11 protein-coding genes are annotated in these 17,750 nt (G+C 65.5%); all 11 read left to right on the top strand.

Translation table 11 applies throughout. The annotated features are described in order from the left end of the window. Positions 1-14 precede the first annotated feature (14 nt). The 11 genes from Q0Q36_RS05855 (at position 15) to Q0Q36_RS05905 (ending at position 17,736) form a co-directional block, all read left to right on the top strand. On the top strand, positions 15-1,073 hold the full coding sequence (locus Q0Q36_RS05855; RefSeq protein WP_293796316.1) for an ABC transporter ATP-binding protein: 1,059 nt from the start codon (positions 15-17) through the stop codon (positions 1,071-1,073). Next, positions 1,070-2,839, top strand: a complete 1,770-nt coding sequence (locus Q0Q36_RS05860) for an ABC transporter permease subunit (RefSeq protein ID WP_293796319.1) — start codon at positions 1,070-1,072, stop codon at positions 2,837-2,839. The genes Q0Q36_RS05855 and Q0Q36_RS05860 overlap by 4 nt, the downstream gene beginning before the upstream one ends. A gap of 16 nt (positions 2,840-2,855) precedes the next feature. Beyond that, positions 2,856-4,391, top strand: a complete 1,536-nt coding sequence (locus tag Q0Q36_RS05865) for a class I adenylate-forming enzyme family protein (RefSeq protein ID WP_293796321.1) — start codon at positions 2,856-2,858, stop codon at positions 4,389-4,391. Position 4,392: 1 nt separating this feature from the next. Then, entirely contained in the window at positions 4,393-5,475 is a 1,083-nt protein-coding gene (locus Q0Q36_RS05870; RefSeq protein WP_293796322.1) for a hypothetical protein, read from the top strand. A 511-nt stretch (positions 5,476-5,986) separates the two neighbouring features. After that, positions 5,987-8,140 carry an EAL domain-containing protein gene (locus Q0Q36_RS05875; protein WP_293796323.1) on the top strand — a complete coding sequence of 718 codons (2,154 nt, stop codon included), beginning with the start codon at positions 5,987-5,989 and terminating at the stop codon, positions 8,138-8,140. A gap of 466 nt (positions 8,141-8,606) precedes the next feature. Next, entirely contained in the window at positions 8,607-9,359 is a 753-nt protein-coding gene (locus Q0Q36_RS05880) for a hypothetical protein (protein ID WP_293796325.1), read from the top strand. After that, positions 9,265-10,809: a DNA polymerase Y family protein gene (locus Q0Q36_RS05885; RefSeq protein WP_293796327.1), complete on the top strand. Its 1,545-nt coding sequence runs from the start codon at positions 9,265-9,267 to the stop codon at positions 10,807-10,809. Before Q0Q36_RS05880 ends, Q0Q36_RS05885 begins: the two co-directional genes overlap by 95 nt. Beyond that, positions 10,806-14,219: an error-prone DNA polymerase gene (locus tag Q0Q36_RS05890; protein ID WP_293796329.1), complete on the top strand. Its 3,414-nt coding sequence runs from the start codon at positions 10,806-10,808 to the stop codon at positions 14,217-14,219. Before Q0Q36_RS05885 ends, Q0Q36_RS05890 begins: the two co-directional genes overlap by 4 nt. A gap of 156 nt (positions 14,220-14,375) precedes the next feature. Beyond that, positions 14,376-15,185, top strand: coding sequence for a phosphoadenylyl-sulfate reductase (locus tag Q0Q36_RS05895; protein WP_293796331.1), 810 nt, complete (start codon positions 14,376-14,378; stop codon positions 15,183-15,185). Beyond that, a complete protein-coding gene (gene cysD / locus Q0Q36_RS05900) occupies positions 15,182-16,084 on the top strand; it encodes a sulfate adenylyltransferase subunit CysD (RefSeq protein WP_293796333.1) in 903 nt (300 codons plus the stop codon). The genes Q0Q36_RS05895 and cysD overlap by 4 nt, the downstream gene beginning before the upstream one ends. Further along, positions 16,084-17,736: a GTP-binding protein gene (locus tag Q0Q36_RS05905; protein ID WP_293796335.1), complete on the top strand. Its 1,653-nt coding sequence runs from the start codon at positions 16,084-16,086 to the stop codon at positions 17,734-17,736. Before cysD ends, Q0Q36_RS05905 begins: the two co-directional genes overlap by 1 nt. Positions 17,737-17,750: the final 14 nt, after the last annotated feature.

Genomic DNA, 17,750 nt, shown 5'->3' on the forward strand with positions numbered 1-17,750 from the left:
TGACGAGTGCCGGAATGACCGCTACCGAACCGAAAGCGGCCAAGCTGATTGTGGAAGGCCTGTGCAAGCGTTATGGCGCGACCACGGCCCTCCAGCCCAGCTCGCTCAGCGTCGCCGAGGGCGAGTTCCTCACCTTGCTGGGGCCTTCGGGCTCCGGCAAGACGACGCTGCTGCAGCTCATCTGCGGCCTGGTCGATGCGAGCGAGGGCAGGGTCGTCATCGACGGCCGCGATCAGTCGAGCACGCCTGTGCATCAGCGTGATATCGGCCTCGTCTTCCAGCATTACGCGCTGTTCCCCCACCTGACGGTGGCGGAGAACATCGCCTTTCCGCTCAAGATGCGCGGGCAGCCGGGCGCCGAGATCGCAAAGCGGGTCTCGGGGGCCTTGGACATGGTGCATCTCGGCCATCTCGCCGGGCGCTTTCCGCGTGAATTGTCCGGCGGCCAGCAGCAACGCGTCGCGCTGGCGCGCTGCTTCGTCTACCAGCCCTCGATCATCCTGATGGACGAGCCGCTCGGCGCCCTCGACAAGAAGCTGCGCGAGCACATGCAGATCGAGATCAAGCGGCTGCACCGGGAGAGCGGCGCCACGATCGTCTATGTCACGCATGATCAGGAGGAGGCGCTCGCCATGTCCGACCGGATCTGCCTGATGAATCATGCCAAGATCGAGCAGCTCGGCACGCCGCGCGAGATCTACGAGCGCCCGCGCACCGCTTTCGCCGCCGATTTTATCGGTATTTCCAACATCTTCCGCGGTCGCTGGGATGGCAACGGCTCTCTCGACACGGCCCATGGCCGGTTCGCGCTGCCGCAGGGCGCGCGCTGCGAGACCAAGGATGCGGCACTGGTGATCCGGCCCGAAAACCTCCGCATCGGCGCGCAGGACGGCAATATGGTGAGCGGCCGCGTCAGCGAGATCGTCTATGCCGGCTCCGAGACTCGCGTCATCGCCGCGCTGCAGGACGGCAGCCAGCTCGTGCTGCGCCTGGGCCCCGACGATGCCGTGCCCGCGATCGATGAGGCGATCGTCGCCGGCTGGCCACGCGACAAGGCGGTCCTCGTCGCATGAGCGCGGTCAAAATCGGCAGCGCGCCGGCGCGCGCAATGAGCAGGTTGCGGCCTAATGCGCTCTGGCTGGCGGCGCCCGGCCTGCTTTTCCTCGCGGTCTTCTTCGTCTGGCCGGTCGCACAATTGCTCGGCCTGAGCGCCGTCGACCCCGACAGCGGGGCGCTTTCCGCAAGCTCCTATCAGCGCATCGCCGCGACCGACGTCTATCTGCGCGTTCTCGGCATCACCTTCCGCATCGCCGGCTGGACGGCGCTCTGGTCTCTGTTGGTCGCCTATCCGCTGGCTTATTGGCTGGCGCGCCTGCCGGACATGTTCCGTGGCCGCATGCTGCTCTTCGTCATGGTGCCGTTCTGGACGAGCTATCTCGTCAAGACCTTCGCCTGGATGCTGATCCTCGGCCGTACCGGCGTCATCAACTCGCTGCTGACGGGAGCAGGCGTCGCGGACCAGCCGCTTTCGCTGATCAACAACCAGTTCGGCGTCATGGTCGGCATGGTCCATGCCATGGTGCCCTTGGCGGTGATGACCATGCTGCCGGTGATGACAGGCATCGACCGGCGGTTGGTCCAGGCGGCGCAGACGCTGGGCGCCGCGCCGGTGCGCGCCTTCTGGCTCGTCTATTTCAAGCTCTCCCTGCCGGGCGTCGCCGCGGCCGGGTTGCTCGTCTTCATCTCCTCGCTCGGCTTCTTCATCGTACCGGCCTTCCTCGGCGGGCGGCAGGAAACCATGCTGGCTCAGCTCATCATCACGCAGGTGCAGGAGCTGCTGAACTGGTCTTTCGCAGGCGCCCTCTCGGCGATGATGCTGGCGGCGGCGCTCGTCTCCTGCGTCGTTTACGACCGTGTTTTCGGGCTCTCGACCATCGCGGGCGGTGCGGCCCAGGTCGGGACGGGCCGCATCCGCGATCTTGGGCTGGCGATCCTCTCGGTTGTTGCCGGCGCTGCGGCCAAGCTGGCGGATGTCGTGCGCGCTGTGCTCGGCAAGACGATCTGCGCCAGGCTGCTGCCCGGCTTCTGCTGGCTCGTCATCGCCTTCCTGGTGCTGCCGACGCTGCTCGTCATCCCGATCGCCTTCACCTCGTCGCAATTCCTGCAGTTCCCGCCGCCCGGTTACGGTCTGTCCTGGTTCGAGACCTATTTCAGTTCCCCGCTCTGGATCCAGGCGACGATCCGCTCCTTCATCGTCGCCTTCGTCACGGCGCTGGCCGCGACGGCGATCGGCGGCTTCACGGCGCTGGCGCTGGCGAACAGTCGCACGCGCTGGGGTGGGCTGATCTTCGCTTTCTTCCTCGCCCCGATGATCGTGCCGCGCATCGTCATCGCAGTCGGGCTGTTCTACCTCTTCGCCCGGATGGGCCTGATCGCGACCGATGTCGGCCTCGTCATCGGCCATACGGTCCTGGCGATTCCCTTCACGCTGGTCACTATCGCAGCGGTGCTGAAGACCTATGACCAGCGTCTCGACCAGGCGGCCGCGACGCTCGGCGCCAATCGGGTGCGGACGCTGACCGGCATCACCATCCCGCTGGTCAAGGGCGGCCTCGTCGCCGCCTTCCTCTTCGCCTTCATCACCTCCTTCGACGAACTGACCATTGCGATCTTCGTCTCGGGCGGCATCAAGACCACGCTGCCCAAGCAAATGTGGGACGACATGATCCTGCAGCTCAACCCGACGCTGGCGGCGGTCTCGGTCGTCGTCCTGGTGATCGTGACGGCGATGTTGCTTGTCGCGGAGCGCTTCCGCTCCTCACCTTCCTCCCGTTCCTGACGACCGAAGATCAGCCATGGCCTCCTTCGACGATGATGGTTTTGTCGGCCTCCTGACCGCGCGCGCTGCGGCGGAGCCGGACCGGACCTACGCTCGCTTCTGCGGCGAGCCGGTGAGCTATGCCGAGATCGAGCGGCGCTCGGCGGCTTTCGCTGCCCATCTACGCTCTCAAGGGATCGTAGCGGGCGACCGCGTCGCGGTGATGATGCGCAACTCGATCGCTACGATCGCTGTGGTCTTCGGCCTGGCGCGGGCCGGTGTCGCCTGGGTGCCGGTCAATGCCCAGCAGCGCGGCGAGGGGCTGCGCTACCTCCTGACTCATTCGCATCCGCGCCTCGTGGTCGCCGATGCCGATCTCGCGCCGCAGATCGCAGAGGCGATGGGCGCGAACAGCGCGCTGCCGGTTCTGCTGCATGAGGCGAACGGCGCGCTCGACGCCGTTCTGGCCGGCCACAAGCGGTTCGACGAACCGGTGCCCACGCCGGATGCGGTTTTCGCGATCATGTACACCTCCGGCACCACGGGGCGGCCGAAAGGCGTCATTGTTTCTCATCGGATGCTGCGGCTCGCGGCCGAGAGCGTCGCATTGCTGTCCGAGGCCAAGGCCGGCGAGACTTTCTTCGTCTGGGAGCCGCTCTACCACATCGGTGGAGCGCAGCTCCTGCCGCTGCCGATGATCCGCGACATCACGCTGGCCATGGTCGAACGCTTCAGCGCCAGCCGCTTCTGGGAGCAGATCGTCGAGACAGGTGCGAGCCGCATCCATTATCTCGGCGGCATCCTGCAGATTCTGCTCAAGCAGCCGCCGTCCCCGCTCGACCGGGCGCATGGCGTCAGCATTGCGTGGGGCGGTGGCTGCCCGCCCGAAATCTGGCCGCAATTCCGCGAGCGCTTCGGTATCGAGATCCGCGAGTGCTACGGCATGACCGAGGCCTCCAGCCTGACGACCTGCAACCTCACGGGCGTCCTGGGCTCCGTTGGTCGGCCGATGCCTTGGTTCACGGTCAGGTTGCTCGATAGCGAGGGCAAGCTGGTCGCGACCGGTGAGCGCGGCGAGATCGTGGTCGAAACGAGTATCCCCGGCGCGATCTTCCCTGGCTATCTCGACAATCCCGAGGCGACCGCCAAGGCATTGCGCTACGGCAGGCTCCACACGGGCGATCTCGGTTCCTTCGACGCCGAGGGCAATCTCTATTTCCATGGCCGCATGACCGACAGTGTGCGCTGCAAGGGCGAGAACGTCTCGGCCTGGGAGGTCGAGCATGTCGCGGCCGAACACGATGCAGTCGAGGACTGCGCGATGATCGGCGTTGCGGCCGATGTCGGCGAGCAGGATATCAAGCTCTTCGTCAAGCCGCGCGAGGGCGCTACCATCGACCCGCAGGTGCTGTCCGGTTGGCTCGGCCTGCGCCTCGCGCCCTATCAGAACCCGCGCTACATCGCCGTCGTCGACGAGTTCGAGCGTACGGCGAGCCAGCGCATCATGAAGCACAAGCTCTCGCCCCGGCTCGACGATTGTTGGGACCGGGCAGCGATGACGACGGGGCGCTGACATGACCGGCTGCGACATCCTGGTTTCCGGAACCGGGGGCTTTGCCGCGCGCATCGCCTTCGACATTGCCGCCACGGCCGAACAGCCGGTCGAGGTCGTCATCGCCGGCCGCAACCGCGAGCGGCTGAACTGGCTGCGCACGGCAGCCAATGCCCGCGCTGCGCTGTTCGGCAGGAAGGCTCGCTTCATAACCCACGCGGTCGATCTGCTTGCTCCGGGCGCCTCCGACGAGATGCTCGCTGCGACAGGGCCGCGCATCGTCGTGCAGGGGGCCTCGATCCAGACCTCGCAGGTGATCGCCCAGTCCGGCAACGCGTGGACGCAGCTCGTTGCCGAAGGGGGCCTGAGCGCCACCGCGGTGTTTCAGGCGCTGCTCTCGTCGCGCGTTGCCTCTGCGATCACGCGTGCCGGCAAGCCGGTGACACTGATCAATTGCGGCTTTCCTGATGTGGTCAACGGCATGATCCGCGCCATGGGCCACGACGTCGCCTGCGGCATGGGCAATGTCGCGATCCTGTCGAATGTCTTCGCCGGCTCCGCCGCAACGCCTCCGGGGGCGGACGTCAAGGTCCTCGCCCATTACCAGAACCTCGCCGCCTGGCGCCGTCGGCCGGACGAGCGCGGCGGGCGCGCGCCGCGGGTCTGGCTCGATGGCGTCGAGGTTGCGGATGTCTATGCGCGTTTCGAGGATATCCAGCTCACGCCGGAGCCGGTGATCGAGATTTCGGGCGCGAGCGGCGTTCCGATGATGCTTGCCATGGCTGCAGGGCGTTCCTGGAAGGGCCATGTGCCGGGGCCGAACGGATTGCCCGGAGGCTATCCGGTCCGATTGGTGGGAGAGAGGCTGGACCTCGACTTGCCGCCGGGCCTGGGCCGCGAAGAGGCTATCGCCTGGAACGCCTCCTTCGAGGCCCGGAACGGCCTCGTCGTTTCCGCCGAGGGCAAAGCAAGCTTCACCGGAATCCTCGGCGACAGGATCGCCGGCCACGTTCCAGCGCTACGCGACGGCTTCGACGTCCGCGATCTCGAGGCTGTTTGCGAGACCCTTCTTGAGCTGCGCTCGGCCCTCATGCAGCAGGCTTAGCTGGCCGGTTCAGTGCCCAATCGCCCCAGGCGTTGCCTTCTCTCGCTTTGGTCTGTGGCTCGAAAGACCCGATGTCGCGGGGTGGCACCCACGAGCACAATGAGCAGACCGGTGTGCTGAGAAGGCATGAAGCGATGAGCTGGGCGTAGCGGAGCTTGTGGGATCAGCGACATTCGCAGCAATTTCGCAATTCAAACCGTGAAGGATCATGGTTTGCTACCGCTCGATCATCTGCCCTAGGCGGTCTCGACATCGGCCACGATTCTGTTCGCAAAACGTGGTCGGCTGCGTGACCGGCATTCGTTCGCTTCTCTGGACCCCGCATGATCGGCCCCCGCAGCTCCTTGTTCAGTGAGCTCAGGCCTTGCTCGTGACCGGTGCGGAATTTGTACAATGGCAAGCGACACTTTCTGTCGCCTCCAAAAATCGTTTGCGGCGGCATCCTTTCAATCTTTCGAAAGCACGCAACCCTACCTTGTTCGGCGCTAGGGGGCTGGCAAGGGATTGACGCTTGACGACCGAGTCCGCGATCCGATCGTTTACCGTCGACAGTGTTCTACTGAACGCTGTCCTTGAGCATGTGGATCAAGGGATCCTCATGGTCGATGCCAATGGCTACGTCGCCGTTTGCAATCAACGCGCGATGGATCTGCTAGGCCTGCCTTCCGACCTTATGCACTCGAACCCGTCGTTCGAGGCGGTCAAGCGTTGGCAAATGGAGCAGGGGGAGTTCGGAACGGTCACCGACAAGCTGCTCCGAGCGATCAAGTACGAAGGGATAAACGTCGAGATATTGGACTATGAACGCCAGCGGCCCGACGGAACGGTGCTGGAAATTCGAACCAATCGCCTCCCTAACGGCGGTATGGTGCGCACCTTCACCGATATCACCATACGCAAGGCCGCAGAGACTGCGATCCGCGTGAGCGAGGAGCGCTTGCGGCTCGCGCTTAAAGCTAGCCGGATGGCAGCTTGGGAACTCGACCTTGAGACCAAGTGGGTCGATAGGTCAGAAAATTCCATGACGTTGCTGGGACTGTCGTCGGGTCCATCAGCCGATTTCATGGCGCGGGTGCCGGCGGACGATCATGAACGCATTGCAACCTTTTGGCAGGCTGTCATGGCGGACGGCAGCGGCGCAACAGAGGTGCGCTACCTGCTCCCCACGGGCGTACAAACCTGGCTTGCACTGCGGGCGGAGCGAAAGGACGAGAAGCGGCTTATCGGCCTGACCTTCGACATCGCGGATCGCAAGGCCGCAGAGGGTGCAATCTGGCAAACTGCCAACCACGATCCCCTAACGGGACTTGCGAACCGAGCACTCTTCCAGGTTTGCCTAAACGAGGCGCTGGAGCGAGCTGAGGCCTCCGGATCAGGCGTAGGCCTGCTTCTGCTCGATCTCGATGATTTCAAAGACGTCAACGACACGCTTGGTCATGCAGTGGGGGACCTGTTGCTGCAGGAGACGGCGCTCAGGCTCAGGACATTTGTAGGGGAAGGCGATACGGTCGCTCGCCTCGGCGGCGATGAGTTCGCGATCGTCCTCGCTGGCATAGAGTCTGGCCGGGAGGCGGTCTCGCGGGCGGCAGAGATCGTGGAGGCGTTACGCGCTCCGTTCCAGCACGAGACGCGGGCGCTCTCGACGACGGTCAGCATTGGGTTGGCTTCCTTCCCCGAGCATCATCGTGATCCCGTTGAGCTGATGAAGGATGCCGACATCGCGCTTTACCGGGCTAAGGAACAAGGGCGTTGCCAGGCGGTGGTCTATACGAGCGCTGCTCGCGAGACGATGGAACAGCGCGTCACCATTGCTCACGACGTGCGTATTGGCATCGCGGCTCAGCAGTTCGTTCCGTTCTATCAGCCGAAGGTGTCGCTGACGGGAGGCGGGATCGTCGGGTTCGAGGCGCTGGCGCGCTGGAAGCACCACGTCAAAGGCATACTCACGCCCGCATATTTTGGTTCGGTGTTTTCGGAGCAGGCCATCTCGCTCGCTCTGGGAGAGCAGATGATCCGCCAGGTGGCCGGCGATATCCGATCCTGGCTGGATCTCGGGCTGGAATGCGGCCGCGTCGCCGTGAACTTGTCGACCGCTGAGATCGCAGATCCGAAGCTCGCAAGAAGGATCCTGCACATTCTGGAGGATGCGCATGTCCCGACTGCCCACTTCGAGGTTGAAGTTACGGAAACGGCCTTCCTCGGGCGTAGGACGGCAGTAGCCTCATCGGTGCTCAACGAATTGCACGAAGCCGGCGTTTCGATCGCGCTTGACGATTTTGGGACAGGTTTTGCGTCGCTGCTTCATCTGAAGCAGTTCCCCGTCGACCACATCAAGATCGACCAGAGCTTCGTGCGTAACGTGATAACCAATGGCAGCGACACCGCGATCGTGACGGCGATCGTCAGTCTCGGTCACGCTATGGGGATGCGCACGACGGCAGAAGGCGTCGAGACTATCGAGCAGGCCGCTCGCCTTCGCGATACGGGGTGCGACTCCGCGCAAGGCTATCTCTATGAAAAGCCCCTGGAAGGGGCTCGTGTTCCGGCAATCATGCGGGATTGGGATAAGGCTCAGGCGGGCATCCTGTCGCGGCAGAGAAACTCAATGCCACCAGGCAGCTCGGAAGTTCCGACAAAACGTAGGTCTGCATTGCCTCCCCACTAGCTTACACTGGCAGTTCTCGCACTGAACGTCCGTGAACCGTGGACGACAGACTAGGCTCCAACGTCGCGGGATCGACCTCGTCGAAGGCTGATCTGCTCGTCGTCGGCTCCGGCGTGGGCCTCAATTCTCAGGAGCGCGGTCAGCGTGGGGTTCAGGGGCTCGACGAGGGTGGCTGGCTCGGTCGGGTATGCGTTTGAAGCCCGAAAAAGCCTGAGCCGACACACTGTGGGTCCAATTGCCGACAAGCTGCCCACTCGACAAACTTTGCGATTTCCACACAGGGGCATGGGACGGCCGGAAGACTCGACTCGCCTTCCGATCGGGAGCGTTCTATAAAAGAACAAAGAGAGAACAGTTGCCGTGCCCCATGCCCGAGACCGCTCCCACCCTGTCCGATCTGCGTCGCAGCCTTACTGAGGCCGCTCTTCGGAGCGGCCCGGCAGCGGCCGGTCGGATCGGCTTGGGCGTGCCCGGCTTGGACGAGGTCCTGAACGGCGGGCTCGCGCGGGCGGCTTTGCATGAAGTCTACGCCGCGGAGGTGGCCGATCTCGCCGCCGCGACCGGTTTCGCGCTCGGCCTCGCATTGCGGGCCGGACAAACGGAGGAGAAGCCCGCCGAGCGGCCCATCCTCTGGGTGCGGCAGGATTTCGTCGACGCCGAAGCCGGGAGGCTCCATGCGCCGGGGCTGAACGAGCTTGGCCTTGATCCGGCGCGCCTGCTGTTGGTGCGGGCGCGCGACGGCGAGGGCGTGCTGCGGGCGGGCGCGGAAGGCGCGCGCTGCCCGGCATTGGGCGCCGTGCTGATCGAGCCCTGGGGCGAGCCGCGCCCTTTCGACCTGACGGCAAGCCGGCGCCTCGCTTTGGCGGCGGAAGCCTCGGGCGTGCCGGTGCTGCTGTTGCGCGTCGCGGCCGCCGAGGCGCCGAGCGCGGCGCGCACGCGCTGGCAGGTGAGGGCGCTCGCCTCGCGGGCGCTGGAGGCGAATGCGCCGGGTGCCCCGGCCTTTGCCCTGAGATTGCTGCGCCAGCGCGGCGGCGCGGCCGAGCGTGAGTGGCGTGTGGAGTGGGACCGTGACCGACATTGCTTTGCGGAACACAGCCTTTTCGACCGAGCTTCCCGGACAGACCATGTCGCGCCGCTATCTCGCCCTCTGGTTCCCCTTTCTGGCGACGGACAGGTTGCGGCGGACGGGCGCGATTCCGGCCTCCGGCGCGCCGGCTGAGAAGCCGCATGTTCTGACCGAGATGCGGGGCAATGCCTTGCGCATCGTCGATTGCGATAAGCGCGCCGTCGATCTGGGCCTGACGCGGGATATGACGCTGGCCGATGCCCGTGCCCGCATCCCCGATCTCGTCGCGCTGGAGACGCAAGCCCAGGCCGACCACGAGTTCCTCGAAGCGCTCGCCGGTTTTTGCGACCGCTTCACGCCGCTGGTCGCGCTGGACGAACCGGATGGCCTGATGCTCGACATCACCGGCTGCGCCCATCTCTTCGGTGGCGAGACCGGGCTCGGCAATCTTGCCGGGCGCTCCATGCAGCGCATTGGCCTCAAGCTGAAAGCCGCCATCGCCGGCACGCCCGACGCCGCCCGCGCCTGTGCTCGTCATGGCCGGGGCGGCATCGTCCCGCCCGGCCAGGAGGAGGCGTGGCTCCGTCCGCTGCCGACTGCCGCGCTCGATACCGACGCCGAGACCGTGATCGCGCTCTCCCGCGCCGGCTTGAAGACGCTCGACCATCTCGCGGAACGGCCTTCGGAAACGCTTTCCGCCCGATTCGGCGAGGCGTTGGCGGTCAAGCTCCGGCGCATCCTTGGTCACGAGGACCGCCGCATCACGCCGTTGCGCCCGCCGCCCGATTGCGTGGTCGAGCGCCATTTCGCCGAGCCCTTCGCCGATACCGCGAGCCTCGAGGCCGTCGTCGTCAGGCTGATAGGGGAAGCGGCGCGGGTGCTCGAAGCGCGTGGCGAGGGCGGGCGCGTCTTCGAACTCGGTTTCTTCCGCAGCGACGGCGCGGTGCGCCGCCTCGCCATCGAGACCGGCCGCCCGTCGCGCGACGCCAAGGCGCTGCTCCGGCTCTATCGCGAGCGCGTCGAGGCGCTGACCGACCCGCTTGATCCCGGCTTCGGCTTCGATGCGATCAAGCTCGGCGTGCCGCTTTGCGAACCGCTCGACACGTCCCAGCACAGCCTCGACGGCCGCGCCATCGAGGAGGAGGCGGTGGCCGATCTCGTCGACCGGCTCGTCACCCGCTTCGGCCGCGACCGGGTGCTGCGCTTCGTGGCGCAGGATACCCATCACCCCGTCAGGGCGGCGAAAGCGCTTTCCGCAGCTGCGCCGTTGTCGGAGGCCGAATGGTCTGCACCCGAACCGCAGGAGCCACCAGTCCGCCCGCTCCAGCTCTTCGAGCCGCCTCAGCCGGTCGAGGCCATTGCGGAAGTGCCTGACGGGCCGCCGATCCGCTTCCGCTGGCGGCGCCTCATCCATGACGTCGCCCGCGCCGAAGGTCCCGAGCGCATCGCCCCCGAATGGTGGCGCGATGGCTCGGACGAGCCGATGCGCGACTATTACCGCGTCGAGGATGCGCAAGGCCGCCGCTTCTGGCTCTACCGCATCGGCTTCTACGAGGCCGATAGCGCCCCGCCGCGCTGGTTCCTGCATGGGCTCTTCGCATGAATCAGATTGGGAATACCTTCGCCGAACCTGTTGCCGCTACGCATTTTTCCTTCCTGCGCGGTGCCTCGCCGGGACCGCATATGGTGCTGACGGCGCTGCTGCTCGGCTATTCCGGCATCGGCATCGCCGACCGCAACACGGTGGCGGGCGTCGTGCGGGCCTGGGCGGCGCTGAAGCAGTTGCGCGAGGATGGCCTGCCGGCGCCCGACAAGGTCCGGGAAGGCGGCAGCCCCGGAGAGTATTACTGGGCCGAGAATCCCGAATTCGCCGCCCTGCCTTTCTCGCCGGCGCAGATGAAGGCGAAGGCGGAGCGCTTCAAGCTCGCGACCGGCACCCGCCTCGTCTTCGCCGACGGCACGCCCGACATCGTCGTTTATCCCGTCAATCGCGCCGGCTGGGGCCGGCTCTGCCGCCTGCTCAGCCACGGCAACCTCAAGGATGGCGTGAAGAAGGGCGAGTGCCACCTCGTTCTCGATGATCTCCTGAACGATGCCCGCGACCTGCTGCTGATCCTGATGCCCGCGCGCAGCCTCGATGGCCTGTCCGCATTGCTCGCCCGGCTCGACGATGCCGCTCCCGGCGCGGTCTGGCTTGCTGCCAGCATGCACCGGCGCGGCGACGATCGCCGCCGCCTCGCGCGGCTCAAGGCGATCGCGGCAGCGACCCGCACGCCGCTGATCGCGACCAATGACGCGCTCTACGATTCCATTGGTCAGCGCGACCTGCAGGACGTGCTGACCTGCATCCGCGAGGGCACCCCCATCGAGCGGGCCGGACGCCTGCTCGAATCCAATGCCGAGCGCCATCTCAAGCTGCCGCAGGAGATGGCTCGCCTCTTCCGCGACGCGCCCGAGGCCATTGCCGAGGCGCAAGCCTTGTTCTCCCGCATCGAGTTCGATCTCGGCCAGCTGAAGTATGAGTATCCCGACGAGCCGATTCCGCCCGGCTGGAAGGATCAGGATTGGCTGGTAGAGCTGGTCCGCCGCTGCTGTCTGATCCGCTATCCTGACGGCATTTCGGACAAGGTTCAGGGCTTGCTGGCGAAGGAGCTCGCCCTCATCGAGAAGCTCGAATACGCCCGCTATTTCCTGACGATCCGCCAGATCGTCGAATTCGCCAACAGCAAGGGCATCCTCTGCCAGGGCCGTGGCTCGGCCGCCAACTCCGCCGTCTGCTACGTGCTTGGCATCACCGCCGTCGATCCGGACGAGAACGACGTGCTGTTCGAACGCTTCATCTCCACCGAGCGCAAGGAGCCCCCCGATATCGACGTCGATTTCGAGCATGAGCGGCGCGAGGAGGTGATCCAGTGGATCTATGAGAAATATGGCCGCCATCGCGCCGGAATCGCCGCGACTGTGATCCATTACCGGCCCCGCAGCGCCATCCGCGAGGCCGGCAAGGTGCTGGGCCTGACCGAGGACGTTACTGCCCGCATCGCCGATACGAATTGGGGGAGCTGGGGCAGCGAGATCGGTGATGCCCGCGTCCGCCAGGCCGGGCTCGATCCGACGAACCCGACGATCCGTCGCGCTGTCGACTTCGCCACCCGCCTGCTCGGCTATCCCCGTCATCTCTCGCAGCATGTCGGCGGCTTCGTCCTGTCGCGCGGGCGCCTCGACGAGACCGTCCCGATCGGCAATGCCGCGATGGATGACCGCACCTTCATCGAATGGGACCGCGACGACATCGACGAGCTCGGGCTGATGAAGGTCGATGTGCTCGCGCTCGGCATGCTGACCTGTATCCGCAAGGCGTTCGATCTGATCAGAGAGAACGGGGGACAGGATTACGCGCTCGCCGATCTCAAGGATGGCGACGAAGCGACCTACGACATGCTCTGCGAAGGCAAGTCGCTCGGCGTCTTCCAGGTCGAGAGCCGCGCCCAGATGAACATGCTGCCGCGGCTCAGGCCGCGGGAGTTCTACGATCTCGTCATTCAGGTCGCGATCGTTCGCCCCGGCCCGATCCAGGGCAATATGGTCCACCCTTACTTGAAGCGGCGGGTGGGGATCGAGAAAGTCGTGTTTCCATCACCGAAGCCGCCCCATCCTGAGAACGAGCTTTATGAGGTTCTGAAGAAAACCGAGGGCGTGCCGCTCTTTCAGGAGCAGGCCATGCGGCTCGCCATGGTCGCCGCCAAGTTCTCCGACATCGAAGCCAATGGCCTGCGCAAGGCGATGGCGACCTTCCGCAATGCCGGAACCATCGGCAATTACGAGACGATGATGGTCGAGCGCATGGTGGAGCGCGGCTATGAGCGCGATTTCGCCCAGCGTTGTTTCGAACAGATCAAGGGCTTCGGCAGCTACGGCTTCCCGGAAAGCCACGCGGCTTCCTTTGCCAAGCTGGTCTACATCTCCTCTTTCCTGAAGAAGCATTATCCGGCCGCTTTCGCCGCCGCACTGCTGAATTCCCAGCCGATGGGTTTTTACGCTCCCGCTCAGATCGTCCGCGAGGCGGAGGAGAACGGCGGCGTCGAGGCGAGGCAGGCCGAAGTCAATTCCAGCTTTTTGGACAACAGCTTGGAAGCCGTTTCGGAATCAAGTTCTTACCGCGATCGGCCGCACCGGGAGGGCGGGAGAGATCCCTTCGCACTGCGCCTCGGCTTCCGCCAGATCGACGGCTTCAAGGATGAGTGGGGCAAGGCCATCGTGAAGGAACGGGAAGCCGGTGGTCCTTATCGCGACGTCGAGGAGTTGATGCGGCGCGCCGATCTCCCCGCCCGCGCCATGCGCCTGCTCGCCGATGCCGATGCCTTCCGTTCGCTCGGCCTCGATCGTCGCGAGGCTCTCTGGGCGGTGCGCCGCCTGCCGGAAGATCCCGTTCTGCCACTCTTCCAGGCTGCACAGGCCCGCGAACTGGGTACGGAGCGGAGCATGGCGCTGCCGGTCATGCCGCTGGCCGAGCATATCGTCGCCGACTACCAGACCGTCCGGCTCTCGCTGAAGGGGCATCCAATGCAACTCCTGCGCCCGCGCTTCCGGCGCGAGGACGTGCTGAGCTGCGCCGAAACCGAGGCGAAGCCCGATGCCGCCTTCGTTCGCACGGCCGGCATCGTGCTGGTGCGCCAGCGGCCGGGCAAGGGCAACGCCATCTTCGTCACGCTGGAGGACGAGACCGGCATCACCAATGTCGTGATCTGGGCGCGATTGTTCGAGCGTTTCCGCCGCGAGGTCATGGGCGCACGACTGATGCTGGTCGAGGGCAGGGTGCAGAAAAGCGTCGAGGGCGTCACCCATCTCATGGCCCAGCGCATCGCCGACCGTTCGATCGACCTGTTATCGCTGTCGGATACGCATCGCGCCGAGGTTCCGATGCCGGTCGACGAGCTGAAAAACCCGCCGTTGCCGCGCCATCGCCACCCCCGCAATGTGCGCATTCTCCCGAAATCTCGGGATTTCCATTGAGCTTCGTCTCGCGTGAGGCCGTGTTCATCCGTCCGCTAAAACAAACTTCTACAACAGAAGTAAAATAAGAAAAAACACGCTACCTGCTGTAAATTGAACCTTTGCCGCCATGGGTATAAGTGGTTTGTTCGATTTAACGAACAGGCGGCCAAGACCATGGCGAACGGCTTCGGCTCGGACGAACCCAAGGCGACAACGCCGGCGGAGGCGCTGCTGGAGCGTCGCGCGGCTGCGCTCGATGCGGCGTTCGGCAAGGCGGACGTCCCCGCGCGTCTTGCCGGCATCGTCGCGCAGGCCGCTGGCCCCGTCGTCTTCACGACCTCCTTCGGCCTCGAAGATCAGGTCCTCACCCATGTCATCGGGACGGCGAAACTGCCGGTCACGTTCGCCACGCTCGATACCGGCCGGCTCTTCCCCGAAGTCTATGCGCTCTGGCAAGAGACCGAGGAGCGTTATGGCATCGTGATCCGCCCGTACTATCCGCGTCATGACGCGGTCGAGCTTCATGTCCGCCAGAATGGCATCAACGGCTTCTATGCCTCGCGCGATGCCCGCAAATCCTGCTGCGACATTCGCAAGGTCGAGCCGCTCGGCCGGGCGCTCGCCGGTGCCGATATCTGGCTGACCGGCCTGCGCGCCGATCAGTCGGCCGCGCGCGGCGGGGTCAAGCTGGCGGAGGCCGATGCGGCCCGCGGCCTCGTCAAGGCGAGCCCCTTGATCGATTGGACGCGCGAGCGCGCGCTGGCTTTCGCCGAAGAGAATGCCGTGCCGCTCAACCCGCTTCATGCGCGGGGCTTCGTATCGATCGGCTGCCAGCCCTGCACCCGCGCCATCCTTCCCGGTGAGCCCGAGCGGGCCGGGCGCTGGTGGTGGGAGGACGACGCGGCCAAGGAATGCGGCCTGCATGTTGGACAGGACGGAAATCTGGCACGCGTGAAACCCGCGTCGGTGGAGGCCCGCGCATGATCCAGCTCAGCCATCTCCAGAAGCTTGAGGCGGAAGCGATCTTCATCATCCGCGAGGTCGTGGCGACTTGCGACAAGCCGGTGCTGCTCTATTCGATCGGCAAGGATTCCGCCGTCCTGCTGCATCTCACGATGAAGGCGTTCTATCCGGCCAAGCCGCCGTTTCCGCTGCTCCATGTCGATACGACCTGGAAGTTCCGCGAGATGATCGCCTTCCGCGACGAGACGGCAAAGCGGCTCGGGCTTGATCTCATCGTCCATATCAACCGGGAGGGCGTCGAGGCGGGGATCAATCCCTTCGCCTCCGGCTCGCGCGTCCATACCGACGTTATGAAGACGCAAGGGTTGAAGCAGGCGCTCGACCTCCACAAGTTCGATGCGGCCTTCGGGGGGGCCCGCCGTGACGAGGAGAAGAGCCGGGCCAAGGAGCGCGTCTTCTCGCTGCGCTCGCCCGAGCATCGCTGGGACCCGAAGAACCAGCGCCCCGAGCCCTGGCAGCTCTTCAACACCCGCAAGCACCGCGGCGAGAGCTTTCGCGTCTTTCCGCTCTCGAATTGGACCGAGCGCGACGTCTGGGACTACATCGCGCTGGAGAATATCCCGGTCGTGCCGCTCTATTTCGCCGCGCCGCGCCCAGTGGTCAGGCGCGACGGCGCCTGGATCATGCGCGACGACGAGCGCATGGAGCTTCTCCCCGGCGAGACGGTCGAAACCCGCATGGTCCGCTTCCGCACGCTGGGATGCTATCCGCTGACCGGCGCTGTCGAGAGCGAGGCGGCCAATCTCACCGACATCATCGCCGAGATGCGTTCGTCGCGATCCTCCGAGCGGCAGGGGCGCGTCATCGACCATGACGGCTCGGGCTCGATGGAGCAGAAGAAGCAGGAAGGCTATTTCTGATGGGCTTCGCCATCGCCAGGAACCTGGCCAAGAAGAATCCGAAGGCACTGCGACCGGCCCAGAATCTTCTCCCCGCCAACGATACGCCGGCAGCCAGCGAAACCGGACATCACTCGCTCTTACGCTTCATCACCTGCGGCTCGGTCGATGACGGCAAGTCGACCTTGATCGGTCGCATGCTCTACGAGGCCGGCGCGGTCTTCGACGATCAGCTCAGCGCGCTCGACACTGATTCCCGCAAGTTCGGCACACAAGGCGAAGCGCCCGATTTCGCGCTGCTGGTCGACGGTCTCTCGGCCGAGCGCGAGCAGGGTATCACCATCGATGTCGCCTATCGCTATTTCGCGACGCAGACGCGCAGCTTCATCGTCGCCGATACACCCGGCCACGAGCAATATACCCGCAACATGGCGACGGGCGCCTCGACGGCCGATCTCGCCATCATCCTGGTCGATGCGCGCAAGGGCCTGCTGCCGCAGACGCGCCGCCATTCCTTTATCGTTTCGCTGGTCGGCGTCCGCCATGTCGTGGTCGCCATCAACAAGATGGATCTCGTCGACTATGACGCGGCCGTCTTCGAGCGGATCGCGGAGGACTATCGCGCGGCGGTGAAGAGCCTCGGCTTCGCCTCGATCCGCTTCATCCCGGTCTCGGCTCGGGATGGCGAGAACGTCATGCGCCCGTCCGCGCTGATGCCCTGGTATGATGGCCCGGCGCTGCTGCCCTATCTCGAAAGCGTGGCGATCACGCGCGCTATGCCGGCCGACGAAGGCTTCGTCCTGCCGGTGCAATGGGTCAACCGGCCAGATCTCGACTTCCGCGGCTATGCTGGTACGCCGATCGCCGGGCGCGCCCGCGTCGGCGATCCTGTTGTCGCATTGCCCTCCGGTCGCACCAGCCGCATCGCGCGCTTGATCGGCGCTGCCGGCGAGGCGAGCCAGATCGCCGCCGGCCAGGCCAGCACGGTGACGCTGGAGGACGATATCGATATCTCGCGCGGCGACGTCATCGCCGCGGTAGGCTCGGCGCTTCCGGTGAGCCGTGGCCTCAAGGCGCGCCTGCTCTGGACCGGCGAGCGCGCCATGCTCGAAGGCGGCCAGTTCCTGGTGAAGCTCACGACGCAGAGCGCCAACGCCACGGTCGAGGCGCTGCATCACAGCATCGATATCGCGGGTTTCCAGCCGCTGCCGGCACAGAGCCTGGGCATGAACGGCATCGGACTGGTGACCTTACGCCTCGATCGTCCCTTGGTCTCGCTGCCTTATGCCCGCAGCCACGAGCTCGGCGGCTTCATCTTGATCGATCGCATCAGCAACGAGACCGTGGCCTTCGGCTTCGTCGAGCCGGGCGACGGGGCTGTCCAGCAGGCCGTGGGCGAGGGCGGGGCGCTGGCGCGAACGAGGCGTGGCGTCATCCGCATCGTCGGCCGGCCGGGTACGCCGGATCGAAGGGCCTGGTTGGCCGGGGTGAGCTGGCGCGTCCTGAGCACGGCGGGTTTGTTTGCGGCGGCCTTTGCGCTGACGGCCAATGCGGCGGCGTCTTTGGCGCTGGCCTTCGGCGATATCCTGCTGAGGCCGGGCTTGCGGGCGCTGCACATGCGGCTCTGGCGGAAGGCACCGGCCGGGGTGCTGCAGGACGGGGCGGGGATCTGAGGAGCGGCGCCAGC

The sequence above is a fragment of the uncultured Allobosea sp. genome (assembly GCF_945957345.1).
Lineage (GTDB): Bacteria > Pseudomonadota > Alphaproteobacteria > Rhizobiales > Beijerinckiaceae > Allobosea.